This window comes from Alteromonas sp. KS69 (assembly GCF_003989595.1).
Classification (GTDB): Bacteria; Pseudomonadota; Gammaproteobacteria; order Enterobacterales; family Alteromonadaceae; genus Alteromonas; species Alteromonas naphthalenivorans.
The window spans coordinates 130,408-147,902 of record NZ_PYHU01000010.1 but is presented as its reverse complement, the minus strand read 5'-3'; the positions used below and the strand labels follow the sequence as shown (position 1 = coordinate 147,902).

General features: G+C 44.6%; 15 protein-coding genes. 4 read left to right on the top strand and 11 right to left on the bottom strand.

Annotated elements, in window-relative coordinates; translation table 11 throughout:
- Positions 1-212: 212 nt before the first annotated feature.
- Both C7Y69_RS09115 and C7Y69_RS09110 read left to right on the top strand, forming a co-directional pair.
- The gene (locus C7Y69_RS09115) at positions 213-1,103 is read left to right on the top strand and encodes a transporter substrate-binding domain-containing protein (RefSeq protein ID WP_126872489.1); all 891 of its coding nucleotides are present in this window, start codon (positions 213-215) and stop codon (positions 1,101-1,103) included.
- 94 nt (positions 1,104-1,197) lie between these two features.
- Entirely contained in the window at positions 1,198-1,842 is a 645-nt protein-coding gene (locus C7Y69_RS09110; protein WP_126872488.1) for a tetratricopeptide repeat protein, read from the top strand.
- A 50-nt stretch (positions 1,843-1,892) separates the two neighbouring features.
- Here C7Y69_RS09110 and mazG read toward each other — a convergent pair whose 3' ends face one another.
- The 11 genes from mazG to djlA all read right to left on the bottom strand — a co-directional run bounded on the left by mazG (position 1,893) and on the right by djlA (position 13,473).
- Entirely contained in the window at positions 1,893-2,849 is a 957-nt protein-coding gene (mazG, locus tag C7Y69_RS09105) for a nucleoside triphosphate pyrophosphohydrolase (RefSeq protein WP_126872487.1), read from the bottom strand.
- Positions 2,827-5,010, bottom strand: coding sequence for a GTP diphosphokinase (relA, locus tag C7Y69_RS09100; RefSeq protein WP_126872486.1), 2,184 nt, complete (start codon positions 5,008-5,010; stop codon positions 2,827-2,829). The genes mazG and relA overlap by 23 nt, the downstream gene beginning before the upstream one ends.
- A gap of 12 nt (positions 5,011-5,022) precedes the next feature.
- Positions 5,023-6,444 carry a 23S rRNA (uracil(1939)-C(5))-methyltransferase RlmD gene (gene rlmD / locus C7Y69_RS09095; RefSeq protein ID WP_126872485.1) on the bottom strand — a complete coding sequence of 474 codons (1,422 nt, stop codon included), beginning with the start codon at positions 6,442-6,444 and terminating at the stop codon, positions 5,023-5,025.
- A gap of 17 nt (positions 6,445-6,461) precedes the next feature.
- A complete protein-coding gene (gene acpS / locus C7Y69_RS09090; protein WP_013785384.1) occupies positions 6,462-6,839 on the bottom strand; it encodes a holo-ACP synthase in 378 nt (125 codons plus the stop codon).
- Positions 6,840-6,911: 72 nt separating this feature from the next.
- Positions 6,912-7,649, bottom strand: a complete 738-nt coding sequence (gene pdxJ / locus C7Y69_RS09085) for a pyridoxine 5'-phosphate synthase (RefSeq protein ID WP_013785385.1) — start codon at positions 7,647-7,649, stop codon at positions 6,912-6,914.
- A 158-nt stretch (positions 7,650-7,807) separates the two neighbouring features.
- Complete coding sequence (gene recO / locus C7Y69_RS09080; protein WP_013785386.1) at positions 7,808-8,518, bottom strand: DNA repair protein RecO; 711 nt, start codon at positions 8,516-8,518, stop codon at positions 7,808-7,810.
- A gap of 43 nt (positions 8,519-8,561) precedes the next feature.
- Positions 8,562-8,837: a hypothetical protein gene (locus C7Y69_RS09075; protein WP_013785387.1), complete on the bottom strand. Its 276-nt coding sequence runs from the start codon at positions 8,835-8,837 to the stop codon at positions 8,562-8,564.
- A 102-nt stretch (positions 8,838-8,939) separates the two neighbouring features.
- Entirely contained in the window at positions 8,940-10,661 is a 1,722-nt protein-coding gene (gene recJ / locus C7Y69_RS09070; protein ID WP_126872529.1) for a single-stranded-DNA-specific exonuclease RecJ, read from the bottom strand.
- 137 nt (positions 10,662-10,798) lie between these two features.
- On the bottom strand, positions 10,799-11,521 hold the full coding sequence (gene dsbC, locus C7Y69_RS09065; RefSeq protein WP_126872484.1) for a bifunctional protein-disulfide isomerase/oxidoreductase DsbC: 723 nt from the start codon (positions 11,519-11,521) through the stop codon (positions 10,799-10,801).
- A 183-nt stretch (positions 11,522-11,704) separates the two neighbouring features.
- A complete protein-coding gene (gene xerD, locus C7Y69_RS09060; RefSeq protein WP_126872483.1) occupies positions 11,705-12,622 on the bottom strand; it encodes a site-specific tyrosine recombinase XerD in 918 nt (305 codons plus the stop codon).
- Positions 12,622-13,473 carry a co-chaperone DjlA gene (djlA, locus tag C7Y69_RS09055; protein WP_013785391.1) on the bottom strand — a complete coding sequence of 284 codons (852 nt, stop codon included), beginning with the start codon at positions 13,471-13,473 and terminating at the stop codon, positions 12,622-12,624. The genes xerD and djlA overlap by 1 nt, the downstream gene beginning before the upstream one ends.
- A 441-nt stretch (positions 13,474-13,914) precedes the next feature.
- On the opposite strand from djlA, the gene C7Y69_RS09050 reads away from it, so the two are divergent.
- Both C7Y69_RS09050 and surA read left to right on the top strand, forming a co-directional pair.
- On the top strand, positions 13,915-16,149 hold the full coding sequence (locus tag C7Y69_RS09050; RefSeq protein WP_126872482.1) for an LPS-assembly protein LptD: 2,235 nt from the start codon (positions 13,915-13,917) through the stop codon (positions 16,147-16,149).
- Positions 16,150-16,203: 54 nt separating this feature from the next.
- Positions 16,204-17,490 carry a peptidylprolyl isomerase SurA gene (gene surA / locus C7Y69_RS09045; RefSeq protein ID WP_260563486.1) on the top strand — a complete coding sequence of 429 codons (1,287 nt, stop codon included), beginning with the start codon at positions 16,204-16,206 and terminating at the stop codon, positions 17,488-17,490.
- The last annotated feature ends 5 nt before the right edge of the window (positions 17,491-17,495 follow it).

The window sequence follows — 17,495 nt, the reverse complement described above, 5'->3', positions numbered from 1 at the left end:
CCCCTTCGAGCCGGTCGATTCTTCCACCTTCCCAAAGGTGGGCGTAACTGGGCAGGGCGCGAATTATACAGGTTTTGACGAAAATGCGAACCCCTAATTTGCAATTATGGGTTCTTTTTCTGCACAAATTTTCTACAGAAACCGTGACAAGCCTAATTAATTCCGTTAATTTCAAGTAGAAGATTTTTCTGAAGAGAATGAATAGGGAAATAATGCGTTTATCGGCCTTGGTTTTAGTTGTGCTTCAATTTGTGGCAAGTACTCATGTTAAAGCCGAATTTAATGATGTCACGCTCACACAGGCATTCGCCGATGACAACTATGGTTTGTATCAGCAAAAAGTCCTTGAGGCTGTTTTTTCGGCAACGCCCGAATATGGTGAAATACAGATTTCGCTACATCCTCAACCAATGTCACAAAGTCGACAAGTAGTAACTCTGTTAAAAGGTGATGCCCATGTAATGTGGAGTGTGACCAATGCTGAGCGTGAGAAATTACTCACCCCAATTAAATTCCCCCTCTTAAAAGGATTGGCTGGGTACCGAGTATTAGTGATTGCAAAAAATGCCCAACACAATTTCCAACAGACATTAACTACCGATGAACTTAAAACCCGCACCTTGGTGCAGGGGAACGACTGGCCTGACTTACACGTACTTAAATCGAACGGGTTTAATGCGGAAGGCGAAGAATGGAGTTTATGGTTTACATCAATGTACACCATGGTGGAAAAAGGTATCGTGGACGGCTTTCCTCGAAATGTTACTGAGGCAAACAGAGATTTAATACGTCATGCCGATAAAGCCGTTACTATCGATAAAAATCATCTATTTATTTACCCCAATTACGAATACTTCTTCGTGCACCCTGATAACAGCGCTCTAGCAAAAAGAATTCGTGTTGGCCTGTCACGACTGATTGAAAACGGTACCCTTGAAGCCCTGTTCAATCAATTCGAGTCTCATAAACTCGCCCTTACATTGGCGGACGACCCTCATCGCGCTAGGCATTTACTGCAAAACCATTCTTTACCTTATGTGCTTGATTACGCCCGATGGGATTTAGAAAAAGCAAAAGCCATTAAGGCCCTTTTAAGCGAATAATTACCTCGTGTGGCCATTTTTCTTGTTTTATACCCCGTATTACTGGTAAAACACCCGCCTAAAACTCTACTTACCATCAATTAGGAACCCCACAATGCGCAGTAAACGTGGACTTATCTCGGTTTGTATCTCTCTTATGGTTTATGCCAATCTTACCTTTGCTGACAACAGCAGCACATTGCTTAATATCCAGCAGCAGTGGGCGTCAATCAATTATGACGCTGATAGCAGCGAAAAAGAAAAAGCCTTTATAGCGCTTATCGCTGATGCTAGAGCCTTTGTTGCATCATCGAATAACAGTGCCGAAGCCCTCACGTGGTTAGCCATTACCCAATCTAGTGCTGCGAAAGCTAAAGGTGGCCTAGGTGCGCTCGACTTTGCAAAAGCAGCTAGAGCAAACCTTGAAAAAGCATTAGAGCAGGATGAGCAAGTATTACAAGGTACAGCATTAACTGTATTAGCGGCGCTATATCACAATGTACCTGGCTGGCCGGTTGCGTTTGGCAGTGACAAAAAAGCAGCGCGCTTGTTTGACAAAGCGCTAGCGCTTTACCCAAACAGTATGGATACGCACTACTTTTACGCAGAATACTTGTTTGATGATGGCGAGTATGAAGAGGCAGCTCGGCATTTGACATTAGCCAAAAGCGCGCCTGAAAAACAAAACCGTCCTATTGCGGATAAAGGCCGCAGAGCAGAAATAGAAAGTTTAGAGGCCAAGGTAGCGAACAAGCTTTAAAAGTAGCGAGCAAGCTTTAACGGCTAAGCTTTAGTAAGACCGGTAAAGCGTTATGAATTAGCAGTAGTGATTTTTGCTTGCTGCCATAGTGCTTCCATCTCATCAAGCGTCATATTAGCTAATGGTGAGCCCTTACTCTCGGGCCCGCCTTCTATTATCGACAAGTTTTCTGAGTCTATTTTATGGGCTGATTGTGCTTTGAAGGCTAAAGACTCTACCACTTTAAAACGTTTGGCGAATTTGTTACTGGCGTTACGTAACGCCGTATCTGCATCGACTTTACAATGTCTTGCCAAATTAACCATAGCAAACAACGCATCGCCAATTTCTTCTTCTAAGGCTTGCTGATTCAGGGTTTCGGCGTCAAGTTCTTGTTGAATTTCTTCAACTTCTTCTCGCACTTTATCTAAAACAGGCGCAACGTCTGGCCAATCAAAACCCACCTTTGCACAGGCTTTTTGTAATTTTTGGGCATACATTAATGCCGGCATTCCCACTGGCACATCATCAAGTAGACTCGGGAAAGTCGGTTCATTATCTTTACTCGGCGATGTAGAAGTCAGTTTTTGCTTTAAAGCCCGTTGCCTTGAATTCTCATGCTTTAACGCTTTTTCTTGCGCTTTTATACTGTCCCACTGTGCAGTTAAGCCTTCTTCGCTACTTGGCTGCGCTGAAGCATTGCCGAATACATGTGGATGACGGCGGGTCATTTTGTCGCTAATGCTTTTCGCAACATCGTTAAAGGTGAAATTGCCTTCTTCCTCTGCAATACGGGAATAGAACACCACCTGAAACAACAAGTCACCCAGTTCGTCCCGAATATCTGAAGGCTCCCCTTTCGCGATAGCATCAGCCACTTCGTAGGCTTCTTCAATGGTATAGCGGGTTAGGCTTTCCATCGTTTGCTGAATATCCCACGGGCAGCCAGATTCCGGATCACGAAGCGTCGCCATTATTTCTTGAAGTCGCTTTATCTCAGGCAACTCAGAATTGTTTGCGTTTTGCATCCGTAATGCCTTTTAACTGACGTAATCGTGCAAGTACTTTTGATAAGGTATCTAAGTCTTGTACTTCAATAGAAATGGTAATTAGCGCCGTTTGCCTATGTTTATCACTTAAACTGTTCACACCCAGTAATGGCACGTTTTCATTTGCCAGCACGGTAGTGATATCACGCAACAAACCGGTTCTGTCGTGACAAAAGATATCAACTGAGGTTTCAAAACCTACTTTAAGCTCTTGTGACCAGTTCACCTCAATTTGACGTTCTGGGTGCTGCTCAAGCAAATGCTGCAACTGATCGCAGCTTTCTTTATGTACGCTTACTCCACGCCCTTGCGTGATATACCCCATGATGGGCTCACCCGGAACGGGTTTACAGCAATTGGCCAACTGGCTCATCAAGTGGCCAACCCCTTGTACAACAACTGCGTCTTTCTTGCCTGCGCCTTTAGCCGTTCGCTTTGTTTTTACTTTAGGGCTAATTTCAGGCTCTTCTGGCTCAGGCTCTTGTAAGAAATGAATAAAGTTGATGACTTGCATCACCCTCACATCGCCCGTACCTATAGCTGCATACAAATCGTCAACGCAATGTCCATTGAACTTCTCGTATACTTCACTGGTGATCTTCAAAGGCAAATGGGCGCGATGCAATTCACGCTCTAGCAGTTCTTTACCCGCAGCTAAGTTTTTATCCCTGTCTTGTTTTTTGAAATAGGAATGGATAGTAGCGCGAGCGCGAGATGAGTGAACATAGCCCAAGCCTGGGTGCATCCAATCGCGACTGGGGTTAAGCTCTTTGCCAGTAAGCACTTCCACTTGATCGCCGCTATGCAGCTGATAAGTAAAAGGCACAATTCGTCCATTGGCTTTCGCCCCAATGCAGCGATGCCCTACATTGCTGTGAATATAGTAGGCAAAGTCGAGGGGCGTAGCGCCTTGTGGCAAGTCGATAACATCGCCTTTTGGGGTAAACACATACACACGGTCATCAAATACCTGACTGCGCAACTCTTCCACCATATCACCAGATTCGGCCACTTCTTCTTGCCAGGCTAATATGCGGCGAAGCCAGTTTATGCGTTCATCGTAGCCCGACTGTTTACCCGTACTGCCTTCTTTATATTTCCAATGCGCTGCAACACCTAGCTCGGCGTCTTGATGCATTTTGTGAGTACGAATTTGGATTTCTACTGGTTTACCTTCAGGACCCACAATAACGGTGTGAATAGACTGATAGCCATTCGCTTTAGGCGTGGCAATATAATCGTCGAATTCATTGGGCAAGTGCTTGTAACTGGCGTGCACGGTGCCAAGCGCGGCATAACAATCTTGTAACCGCTCGGCGATAACCCGCACAGCACGTATATCGAAAAGTTGTTCGAAGGTAAGGCGCTTTTTCTGCATTTTTTTCCAAATGCTGAAAATGTGTTTTGGCCTGCCGTACACATCCGCGCGAATATTTTCGCTATTCATTAATGATTGAAGGTCATCAACGATGCCATCAATATAATCGGCTCGCTCTCGACGTTTACCGTCAAGTTGCTTAGCGATTTGTTTGTAGGTAATAGGATGCAAATAGCGAAAGGCTAAATCTTCCAATTCCCATTTTAACTGACCTATTCCTAAACGGTTGGCCAACGGGGCATAAATGCTGGCACATTCACGGGCCACCATAACCCGCGTTTCTTCATCCGCTTTTTTCGCTTGTTGAAGGGCGCAAATACGTTCTGCCATTTTAATCACAACGGCACGTACATCTTCAACCATAGCAAGCAACATACGACGAATACTATCTATATGTTGTTCATCAGATTTTTCGTTGAACGGCGAGCCATTATTTTTTCTAGCGTGTAAGGTTTTAATGGCGTCCATACGCCTAACCCCCACGACTAAGTCACGAATTTCAATATCGAATTCTTGCTCAATATCAGCTTCGGTTAAACAGTGTTGTTCGCAGTAAGGAAAGACCAATGCCGCCTGCAAGGTGACGTCATCCATATTTAACTGACAGAGTATTTCGACCATTTCTTGGCCTACTAGAAGACGCTCTGGCATAGAAGACACACTGCGTAGTTTGTCTTTCGTTTCTTCACTTAAATCGAGGCTGTCTAGCCACACCTCAAAAGGAGGCCTATCGGCTGCATGCACTTTTCTTGTTGTCACCATAACCGCTGCTCGCTATTGCTGTTGGCGTGTAAATAGCGCCATCGTTTCCATGTGATGGGTAAAGGGGAACATTTCAATCACACCCGCTTTTTGCATTTGATAACCTCCATCTATCAGTACACGCGCATCCCGCGAAAAAGTGTTCGGGTTGCAAGAAACATACACTATCGTACTAGGAGTTGCTCGAACCAGGGCATGACAAACCGTCAATGCTCCTTCTCGAGACGGATCAAGCAAGACTTTATCGAAGCCACCCGCTAACGCTTTATCCACTGATTTTTCATCAGCCAAGTCAAGCTGCATCCAATCCACGTTCGTTATGCCCTGTTCAAGGGCGTTACTTTTGGCGCGCTGCACCATTTCAGCAACCCCTTCTACCGCGCTTACGGTGGCGCCACTGTTGGCAATAGGCAAAGTAAAATTACCTAAACCACTGAACCAATCGGCTATACGTTCACCGGCTTTTGGTGCTAACCACGACAGGGCTTGCGCCACCATTTTAGTATTTACTTCTGCGTTCACCTGAACAAAATCATTAGGCCCAGGTTGCAAATAGAAGCCATCTACTGTGTTACAGGTAATTGGCGCTATTTCATGCAAATGAGTAAATTCGCCATTACCGTCTTCGATTGTCATATTCACGTTTTGTTCCACAGCGAACTGGGAAAGCGACGCAATAAAGTCGTTGGCCAATGAACGGGTATGCTTTACCGTGACTTGCACCGCGTTTTCTCCGGCCAACAAGCTGACATGCCCAACCAAGCGAGCGCTAGCATAGCCAGTAATGGCAGATTTAAGTGGCGCGATAAGTTGGCTTAACGATTCAACTAAAACTGGGCAGCCTTCGATATCAACAATGTTTTTGCCTGCATTTTCTCGAAAGCCAAGTTTTATTTTATCTGGATTTCTTGCATCAATTGCTAGTCGAGCTTTACGGCGGTAGCGTGGTCGATTACCACTGACGGGCGCTTGCCAGGCCCCCTCGTTGAAACCGAGTTTACGCTGGAACATACTTTTAAGCGCATCGTCTCGCAGTGCGAGGGCTTCCTGAGGCTCTACGTGCTGGAGCTGACAACCACCGCACTGATTTGCCACCCCGCAAAACGGTTTTTGGCGGTGCTCTGAGGGTGTATTCACTTTAGTGACTTTCGCGTTAACAATCTGCTTGTTGCTTGAAAGTGCTTTTATTTCTACGGTTTCACCAGGTAAAGCGCCATCAACAAAAAATAAGGTTTCACCCCGAGCAACGCCCTGCCCCTGCCAATCCATACCATCAATGGTTACCGCTTCATTAGCAGTATTAATGTCATCAACCGAGGGCCATGATTGTTTAGTTTTTACAATGTGCTGCTTTTCACCTGAGCCAGCGCCGCGCACTCGCCCTTTCAGATTACTTTTGTTTTTGCCTTTGCTCGGCTTATAAAATATGGCCACGTGGTGCTCCCGTTACATTAATTTTCAAGAATAACGGTAGCAACCGCATAGTGAGTTTCATCGGAAATGCTGATAACACTAGAGGTAATAGCTCGCTGTTCACACAGCATGGCAACCTCTCCAGTAAAATGAAGTTCTGGCGCGCCTAAAGCATTATTGCGCACTTCAATATGTTGCCAACTGACGCCGTTACCAATACCTGTCCCTAACGCCTTCACTGTTGCTTCTTTAGCGGCGAATCGCTTGGCTAAATAGCGCACGGGCTCATTACTAGCAACATAAAGGTTAAGCTCGTAAGGCGTGAGTACACGTTTGGCGAGGCGCTCGGTAGTAGCGTCGCTTTTATTCAAACGTGCAATTTCAATAATGTCTGTGCCTAATCCAGCTATGGCCACAAGGTATTCTCTTTTTGGTTTTTAGCGTTTACTTTCAATTTTACTTGTTTAGCAACTTAAACGGATGTGACGTTAGATTCCACTTCTTGCTTCTAACATGAGCTTACGCATATCAGCCACCGCAGTGGCTAAGCCATCAAACGCCGCTCTTGCGATAATTGCATGGCCAATGTTCAGCTCAATAAGTTGAGGGATAGCCGCAATCGGTTTCACGTTATGGTAATGCAAACCATGACCAGCATTCACTTTAAGACCTCGTTTATCGGCATACTCAATACCTTCCACTAATCGAGCTAGCTCTTCTTCAAGTTCGGCTTCACTGGTTGCTTCAGCATACTGGCCAGTATGAATTTCTATATAAGGCGCACCGCACTCAACCGCTGCATCTATTTGTTGTTTATCTGCATCGATAAACAAAGACACCAAAATGTTCGCGGCCGCCAAACGCTCGCATGCTTGTTTCATCACGGCCAAATTACCCGCTACGTCAAGACCGCCTTCAGTGGTTAGTTCTTCACGCTTCTCGGGCACTAAGCAACAAAATACCGGTTTAACTTCCTCGGCAATCGCTAGCATCTCGTCGGTAACCGCCATCTCCAAGTTTAGGCGGGTATTGATAGTTTGCGCCAAAATGCGTACATCTCTGTCTTTTATATGGCGACGATCTTCACGTAAGTGAACAGTAATACCGTCCGCTCCAGCGCGCTCCGCAACATCTGCTGCATGCACAGGATCGGGGTAGTTGGTACCACGGGCATTTCGAAGTGTGGCAATGTGATCGATGTTAACGCCAAGAAGAAGTGTACTCATTAACAGATACCTATAGTAGAACAAGCCTTTGGTAATCAGCGCTTCATAGTAAAGGCGCGTATTACCTATCTAAAATTGATTAAGCGCTATTGTAACAAACTTTCGAACCATCACATGGCAAAAAGCGTGATTAAATATGCGTAACACTTATTGTTTTATTACTTTCTAACCACAAACAATTCTCTACTTTTTAGTGGTTTATCGCCAATAAGCGGCTTGAGTAAATCACGGCATAGCACTTTGGCCACACGTTTACTCATAGGCGTAAATTCACCTTGTGCTAGGGCGAGTAGCGCACTACCCGGCAAGCCCTTGCGAGTATGGCTATTTGACACATCATCTGGCAGCGCACAAAAGCCAAATTCCGGCTGCAGTACATAGTGCTTTTCGGCCTCGATGGGCATTTCATATTCTACATCTTCAGTGAAATCAGGCAGTAATCCCATTTCATCTAGAAGTGACAGTTCAAACTTTCGCAGGGTAATTTCAATGTCATCATCGCTAAATAGCGCCGTAAGCGCCTGTCCGTAAGCCTCAAATACCGCATCACTGGCAAGGCCAGCAGGCATTATTCGATTGGTAAGTTCATTGAGGTACATAGCACAAAATAGCGGCGTGCCCACTAAATTAATGGATGGCGCAGTGCTTTCGACATGCCGCAAGTTTTTTAAATCAGATTTACCGGCAAGTTGTAGTTTGAGAGCTTGAAAAGGTTGAAGCAGACTTTTTTTATCAGACTTGCTGTTACGTACACCTTTCGCCACGGCACTCACTTTGCCTTGTTCTAGGGTAAAGAAATCGACGATATAACTGGTCTCTCTATAGGCTCGGCGGTGCAACACAAAAGCAGTCAACCAGTCGTTATTCATTCATTTTCCCGTATGTATTAGCAACTCTAACAGAGTAATGGGCTTAGCTTCGTTTAATGCGTACCACTTTCATGGTTTCAAACTCAATCCCTGCCACCTCTTCTACCTGTCGGTAGTAAGTGATATTGACCCGCGCCCCTTTTAGGCTTTGGTATAGCTTTTTTCGGCGATAAATAAACGGCACATCAATGCCTTCTAACATTACGGTGTTGCGCACCCAATCATCTTCTTCACGCTGGACGTGCGACACCACCTTCATATTATCTGATTGATTTAATTGGCCATGCTTGCTGATTAATTTGTCAGTCTCTGATTTCATATTATTCACCTTGCACCGCGTTGTATTCTGATATGCGAACCTTAAGCGCTTTGCCTTTAAGTACTCTAGCTGTTTGATTTATGCGCTTTCTAGCTGTCTAATCTATGCGCTTTCTAGCTGTTCAATAATAAGCTGCACCGATTCTTGGCCGCGAAATACGTTTACATCTAATCGGTAGGCAATGCGTACTTGTTTCACCATGGCATTGGGCCACGCTTTAATATCAATATTAAAGGCAATCGCATCCACTTCGCCAACCGAAGGCTCTCGTAGTACCAACTTTAAGTGTTTTTCACCCACCAGTCGCTGTTGCACTACTTGAAACTCGCCATCGAATAATGGCGATTCAAAGCCCTGCCCAAACGGGCCAGCTTGCCTAAGCAAATGGGCGAATGGCAACGATAGCTCTTGGCCCGTTAGGCTGCCGTCAGACAGTAACACTTGGTTACCGTCTAGTTTATCCATATGTTGCTTAGCAATATCGATGAACGCCTTTTGGAATGCGGCTAAATTAGCCACCGGCAAACTTAGCCCTGCTGCCATTGCATGGCCACCAAATTTGTCAATAACACCCGGAAAACGCGTATTCACTTCATCGAGTACATCACGAATATGCACCCCTGGAATAGAGCGAGCCGAGCCTTTTATTGTCGCCTCGTCTTGATGAGCAAAAGCGATAACCGGTTTCAAATACTTTTCTTTTAAACGCCCCGCCACAATGCCAATCACACCTTGATGGAAATCGGCTTGATACACCACTAACGCGGCAGGAATATCACCTTCAGCTAGGGACATTTTTTCTAGCACTTGTTCTGCTTGCGCCTTCATTCCGGTTTCTATTTCTCGGCGTTCACGGTTAAGTGCATCTAGCTCCGAGGCTATCATGCGAGCTTGCATAGTATCGTCTTCTAGCAGGCAAGCTATGCCTTGAGACATATCATCTAACCTGCCGGCAGCATTTAAGCGAGGGCCAATAACAAAACCTAAATCGGTTGAAGTAAGGTGAGCACAATCACGGTTAGCCACTTCAACTAACGCTTTAATACCCGGTCTGCATTTACCTGCACGAATACGCTGCAGGCCTTGATGTACCAAAATTCGGTTGTTTTTATCTAAAACCACCACGTCGGCCACCGTACCTACGGCTACAATATCTAGTAACGATGCCAAATTAGGCGCTGGAAGATTCTTTTTAGTAAACCAATTACGTTGTTGTAGCTCGGTTTTAAGGGCTAACATGATGTAGAACGCCACCCCAACCCCCGCTAGGTTTTTAGAGGGGAAAGTACAGCCTGGCTGATTGGGGTTCACAATAGCATCGGCGGGAGGGAGCGCGTCACCGGGTAAGTGGTGGTCGGTAACAATAACCTCTATGCCCAAGGCTTTTGCATGCGTCACTCCGTCAATACAGGCAATGCCGTTATCTACCGTAATAATAACGTCAGCGCCTTGCTGCTTGGCGATATCCACAATAGGTACGCTAAGGCCATAACCAAAATCGAAACGATTTGGCACCAAATAATCAACCTTATTAAACCCCATCATATGCAATGAATGAATACACACTGCAATACTGGTGGCACCATCGGCATCGAAATCACCCACAATAATGAGCGTCTTATCTTGCTCAATAGTGTCAGCCAGAATACTTGCCGCACCGGCCATGCCTTTTAGCTCATTGAAATGGGTAAGGCCCTTCAGCCCATTTTCTAGTTCGCTAACATCTTGCACATTTCTGCCGCGATAAATACGGTCTATTACAGGGTGCAAAGTAGAAGCAAGAGGGGCGTCACCAGTTTCACGGCGCACTACAGGCAATATCATCGACATTCATCACTACGGTTAATTAGAGGGTAATGATACCCAAGGGAATGAGGTAGGTAAAATCAGAACATAAAAAAACGCACCTAGCCTGAGTATTCACTTTTGCTACGGTGCGTTTTAAAAAATTAAAATTGGCGCTATTCGGCTTGCTCAATAGCCTGTGCAATCATGCCTGCAGGTTGGTAACCTGGAATTAGCGAGCCATCTGGCAAAACAATGTTAGGGGTACCGTTTACACCTAGTTTTTGTCCCAACAAATATTGCTCTGCCACTTTGTTAGCGCATTTAGCGGTTGCTACATCGTTGCCCGCTTTTGCATCAGTTAATGCTTTTTGCGGATTTGCTGCACACCATACCGACACCATATCTTGGTAATTCTGGCTGTCTAACCCTGCACGAGGAAAAGCCAAGTAGTTTACCGTAATCCCCATGTCGTTTAAGTCGCCCACTTCTTTGTGAAGCTTGCGGCAATAACCACAGGTGGTATCGGTGAAAACACTGATCACATGCTTTTCGTTTTTAGCTTTAAACGTAATGGCTGATGATTCCATTTCCTTCACACCTTCGATGCGAAGGTCCGAATAGGCGACTTCGGTTTCATTACGCATGCCTTCATCTATATTGAGAATACGCGCCTGAACCAAATATTTAGCATCATCACTGACATAGAAGAAACCGCGATTGGTCGATACTTGTACCAAGCCTGGAATGGGTGAATCGGCAAGAGAGTCAACCTCTAGCCCCAGCATATTAGTCAGCTTACTTTTAATTGCCGTTTCATCAGCTGCGCTTGCGACACTCGCGAAAAGGCTCGTAGTGAACACCATTGCAACCAATAAGCTAAATTTTACTACTTTCACTATATTTACTCCGACAGCAATCATGCTTTCAAAATATTAAAATGGGATATAACTAAGACCGCCCATGCATTAGAAAAATTTCATTTGCGCATTTTACTAAAGCGATACTTAGCGAGTATTTAACGTAATGCTATCACACCACTCGCTGGGTAACACTGAAGTTTGCCTTACCAATTAGTGGAGTTATCCCCTAGGGTGATGGCTGTGAATGAGCGTTTGTAAACGCTCGGTCGCCACATGGGTATAAATTTGGGTCGTCGACAAATCACTGTGCCCCAACAACATCTGCACAACCCGCAAATCGGCGCCATTATTGAGCAAATGGGTGGCAAAGGCATGACGCAAAGTGTGTGGAGAGAGATGCTGTTCAATATTCGCTTTCACAGCATAATATTTTATACGATGCCAAAAGGTTTGCCGCGTCATTTTTTGACCACGTTTGCTCAAATACACATAGTCTGACTGCTTAGTGGCCAGCACGGGACGGGCAGTTTTTATATACGTTAACAGCCATTCTATGGCATCTTCCCCAAGTGGCACTAATCTATCTTTATTACCTTTACCGGTAACCCGTACCACGCCTTGCTGTAAGCTTACCTCGCTCATTTGCAAACCGATAAGCTCACTTACCCGCAATCCTGTGGCATAAAGCACTTCTAGCATGCTTTTGTCTCTGCACTCTATCGGGTCTTCTATTAAGGGCGCAGCGAGTAAATCTTCAACTTGGCGTTCACTTAAAGAGGCAGGCAAAGATTTAGGTAGCTTGGGATTTGATAAGGAAGATATAGGGTTATCTACCCGTATTTGCTTACCGATTAAATACGTATAAAAGGCTCGTAGCGCACTCATTGCCCGTTGTGTGCTTCGCGCCGAAAGCCCCTTGTCGTGGCGGTAGGCAAGATAGTCTTGCATCATTTCAGTGGTCAGTACCGCAATGTCTTTAATGCCTTGGTTATTACAGAATATAGCCAGTTTAGTTAAATCGGTACGATAGCTTTGCTGAGTATGATCTGATAATCCCTTCTCAAGCCACAGCATGTCTATAAAGCCATTGATATGTGCCTGACTAGCAGCAGGCACATAAGTAAGCTCACGCGCCATTAAAAGCCACGCTTTTGCTTGATAAGCTCATAGGCAGACTGAATATCTTGGGTCTTTTTCTTCGCCATTTCCATAGCTTGCTCAGGTAACCCTTTCGAAACGAGTTTATCTGGGTGGTGCTCAGACATACGTTTTCGGTAGGCACGCTTAATGGTTTTTTCATCATCTGATGCACTAACACCCAAAATACGATAAGCATCATCAAGAGATTGTTTTTCGGTATAGGCGCTTTGTTGCGAAGAACGCTGACGTCCATTGGAGCCACTTTGTCCGCCTCGCTGCCTAAAGCGTATTTCAGCTTCAAACATGGAAATAAGATAATCGAGATCACGACGTCTAAAACCCAGTGGCTTCGCTACTTTTTCTAAAACCACATACTCTTCTTGGGTTAACTTGCCATCGGCAAATGCCGCTTGAATCAATATCTCCAAGAAAACTTGTAATATATCTCGGCGACCATGACTAGCCTCGTACAACCCTTTCAACGTATCAGTAATAGGGAAGTCTCTGGCTTTACCTTCACGAAACGCTTCTTGTGCTTCTTTTCGTGCATCACCGGTTAACTTCATGTCATCCATGAGTGCAGTAGCAATTTGAATTTCACGACTGGTTACTTTGCCATCAGATTTCGCTAAATGACCCAGCGCCGAGAACAAGCTATGAAAGAAGACAGCTTGTTGCTTCATACTATTTTGATCGGTAAAGAAACGGCCGAACCCACCGAGTTGATTAAAGTCTTGGCTGTACGCCTTATCAAAGAAGTGCCCTACAATTAATCCTAAAATAGCACCGGGGATTTTTAAAAACATAAACCCAAAAAGTACACCAAGGATTTTTCCCCACACGGCCATGTCAGTATTCTCCTGTAATCATTAGCGAATTATTGATGATGATTTTGCACTCAACCCACGTCTGAAATCGTTGTTTAAGCACTATGATCTGCAAGCCTTAAAAGGCTATAAAAATAAAGTAATCTTTAGAAGTAGGTACAGCTTGACGCTTTTCAAGCTAAAAACTCGTCTATTCGCTTCATTAATTGAGACGTTTTTTACCCAATAAGTCAGTAAATATGCGGTAAATCCCTATTTAGATAAAGAGAAATACGATTTTTTTAATCCAATGGTTGGTAAATACAACAGAAGTGCTTAGAATTGACGGCTAATTACATTGCGTTAACTGCCAACGCTACTAGGTTGGCGTAATATTAACTCTATGCAGAACTATATGTGCGCCTTAAGGTCACATCATTATAGTGTCAGCACCGAATAACAAAACAGGCCATTCACCACCGCATGAAAAAGACCTGCGCCATGCTTGTTTCCGCGACCTTGTCTACTCACGTCGCGTTTGCACAGGAAGCTAATCCAGAATCAGTCTCACCGCTAGCCTTTTGCTCGGTGGAGCCCATTGTCTTTAAAAGCTCAGCACTTATGCCGAAAGGGCATGTGAAAGTTGAAGCTAACCGAACTGAAATCATCGAAAATAAAGTGGCACTGTTTTCAGGAAATGTTGATATTACGTCTGATAGCGCCATCATCAGTGCGTCTCAAGCACAAGTGAATGGCAATGGTGAAGACGTGCTGGCAAAAGGCGATGTGCATTTTCGCGATGCACAGTTAAGCGTAGAAAGTGATGCGGTGTCACTTCGTTCAAAAGAAGAACGCTTAGAAATGCAAAACACCCGTTATCAACTCACTGGGTTTGTTGGACAAGGCGCAGCCGAAGACATATTGGTCGATACCAATGAAGGTATTGTTTTAAAGGAAGTGAGTTTTACTACCTGCCCCGAAGGCCATGAAGATTGGATGATTCGGGCCAGTGAGATTAGCATTGAAAAAGGCACAGCATGGGGTAAAGCCAAACATACCCGCTTTTATGTCGCTGATGTTCCTGTTTTCTATCTCCCTTATTTCGCATTTCCAGTAAGTAATGAACGTCAAACGGGCTTATTGTTTCCCGAAATAACAAGCTCTAGCAATACCGGTATCGATTACACACAACCATTTTATTGGAATATTGCCCCTAATTTTGACATGACTATTTCGCCTCGGGTGATGACCCAGCGCGGTATTCAGCTAAATACAGAGTTTCGTTACCTAACCGAAAAAAGTGAAGGGACCGCTTACGTAGAATACTTGCCAAGCGACAGTGATATTGAAGGGTCTCCCGATCGTTATTTCTACCGCTTACAGCATCAAGGTCAACTTAACGATAACTGGGTACTGGGCATTGATTTCAATGGTTTGAGTGATGACAACTATATTGTTGATTTAGGCTCCGATTATTATAACAGCGCAGATACACACCTTTATCGTACCGTAAGCTTGGGTTATTACACCCGAGATCTCACAGTAAATATGCAAGTAAAAGACTTCGAAATATTGGGTGATACCGCCGACAGTTATCGTGCGCTTCCTGAAGTTAAAATTGATTACCGTACGCCTTTTGGCCGCTATTTCGAATTTAGTGTTAACTCTGAACTAGCGTATTTTGACAACACTTCTGAAACCGCGCCAACAGCAACCCGCTTTCATGTAGCCCCTACCCTTGCTATGCCTATTCGTGCTGCATGGGGTGAATTTGTTGCTGAAACCACCGTGTTGCAAACTGTCTATAAACAAGAAAATATTCAAGATACTGACTTAGAAGAAAATGTAGAGCGTACTTTAGGTCAAGCTCGCCTATTCGGCGCGCTGTATTTCGAAAAAGATTCCTCATGGTTTGGTCACGATACCGCCATGACGTTAGAACCTAAAATTCAGTATCTTTACACCTCATATGAAGACCAAACAGCGATTGGGCTGTATGATTCAACGCCTCTGTTAACCGATGTTGAAGGGCTATTCAGAGGGCAAGAATTTACCGGATTGGATAGAATTTCAGATAACAACCAAGTTACCCTTGGTATAACCAGTCGAATATTGGATAAAAACAATAGGGAACAATTTGTACTTAGCTTGGGTCAGATATTCTACCTTGAAGATAACAAGGTTATTGCCGCGACTAAAAATCAAGACCGTTCGGCGCTAGCCGCTGAGATGGACTGGCGCTTTAACAAAAACTGGTACGCCCATTCTGATATTCAAGTGACTACCGACACCGACAAAGTTGACTTAAGTAGTGTTGGCTTAGAATATCGACAAGATGCAAAGCGATTTATTCAGTTGAGTCACCGATATGTTCGTGACTTAAGTGGTGAAACCATTGACCAAGTGGGAATATCGGCGAGTTGGCCTATTACTGAAAACTGGCAATGGGTGGGTAGAACTTACCGTGACATCGAGCGCGATAGAAGTATTGAGACTTATGCAGGTATTCAGTATGAATCCTGTTGTTGGGCAATACGCTTAGTGGCAGAAAGAAGTTTAAGCAACCGTTATGATTCATCGGGTGAACAATCTACCGACGATTTCGATACGGGTGTGTCATTACAATTTATATTCAAAGGTATCGGTACGTCTGGTACACAAAGAAGCATGTTACAAGATGGCATGTTTGGCTATCGTCAGCCATATAGTTTAAATTAATCCGTTGTAGCGTGGGGAGTAGCCCTACGTTAAGCATTAACCAATAATAAAAGAGTGAGTATGAAGTTCATAATCCGGGCCTTGTTAGTCAGTGCAGTGTTGTCGTTTAGCAGCTACGCGCAAGAAGTAATGCTTGACCGCGTAGCGGTTATTGTCGATCAGGGTGTTGTACTTCAAAGTGAAGTCGATGCACTCATGAACGATGTAAAACGAAACGCAGAGGCAAATGGGCAAGAACTTCCTTCTGACCGCGCACTGCGTACTCAAGCCATTGAGCGTTTAATCACCAAAAGTCTTCAATTGCAGATGGCACAAAGAATGGGTATTCAAATAAGCGACCCACAGCTTGAACAAACCATTGCAAATATTGCTGCAAACCAAAATACCACGGTAGATGAACTACGCAGACAATTGCGTTTAGAAGGCATCGCTTATGAAGATTACCGTGAAGATATACGCGAAGAAATCGTGATGGGTGAAGTACGTCGCGCGAATGTTCGCCGCCGTGTTTATATTACCGACCAAGAAAGAGAAACCCTTATTGAACTTATGGAACAACAAGGTGCAGAACAAGAAGAATACCGTCTAGGCCACATTCTTATTGGCTTTCCATCGGATCCTTCCGACGAACAAATCGATGCAGCAAGAGAGCGTGCAGACAAAGTACTTTCTCTATTAAATTCTGGGTCAGATTTTGCTAAAATAGCTATCGCATCATCATCAGGTAATGAAGCCTTAGAAGGTGGTGACATGGGTTGGTTGAACATTAACGCTATGCCTACCTTGTTTGCTGAAGCGATTCAGGGGAAAGCAAAAGACGAGCTGGTCGGCCCTATTAGAAGTGGTGCTGGTTTTCATATCTTGAAAGTATTAGATACTCGAGGCATTGAAAAAGTCACTATTGAAGAGGTTAACTCTCGTCATATCCTCGTTAAGCCTTCAATCATACTCAGTGAAGACAAAGCCAAAGCGATGCTAGTTAAATTCAGAGCTCAGCTTGAAGCGGGTGAAGTTGAATTTGAAGATCTTGCTAAAGAACATTCAGAAGATCCAGGTTCAGCCCTTAAAGGCGGCGAGCTCGGTTGGTCAGATCCAAACAACTACGTACCAGCTTTTAAAGACGCCCTTGCGCAATTATCAGCTGGTGAATACAGCGACCCAGTACGTTCAGTACACGGTTGGCACTTAATCCAATTAATCGATAGACGTGTAGACGACGCAACAGAGCGCCGCAAAGAAGACAAAGCGTATCAGCTTATTTTCAACAGAAAGTTCGCAGAAGAAACGGAAAACTGGTTACGTGAAATGCGCGACGCTGCCTACATTGAAGTTATCGAGTAATATAT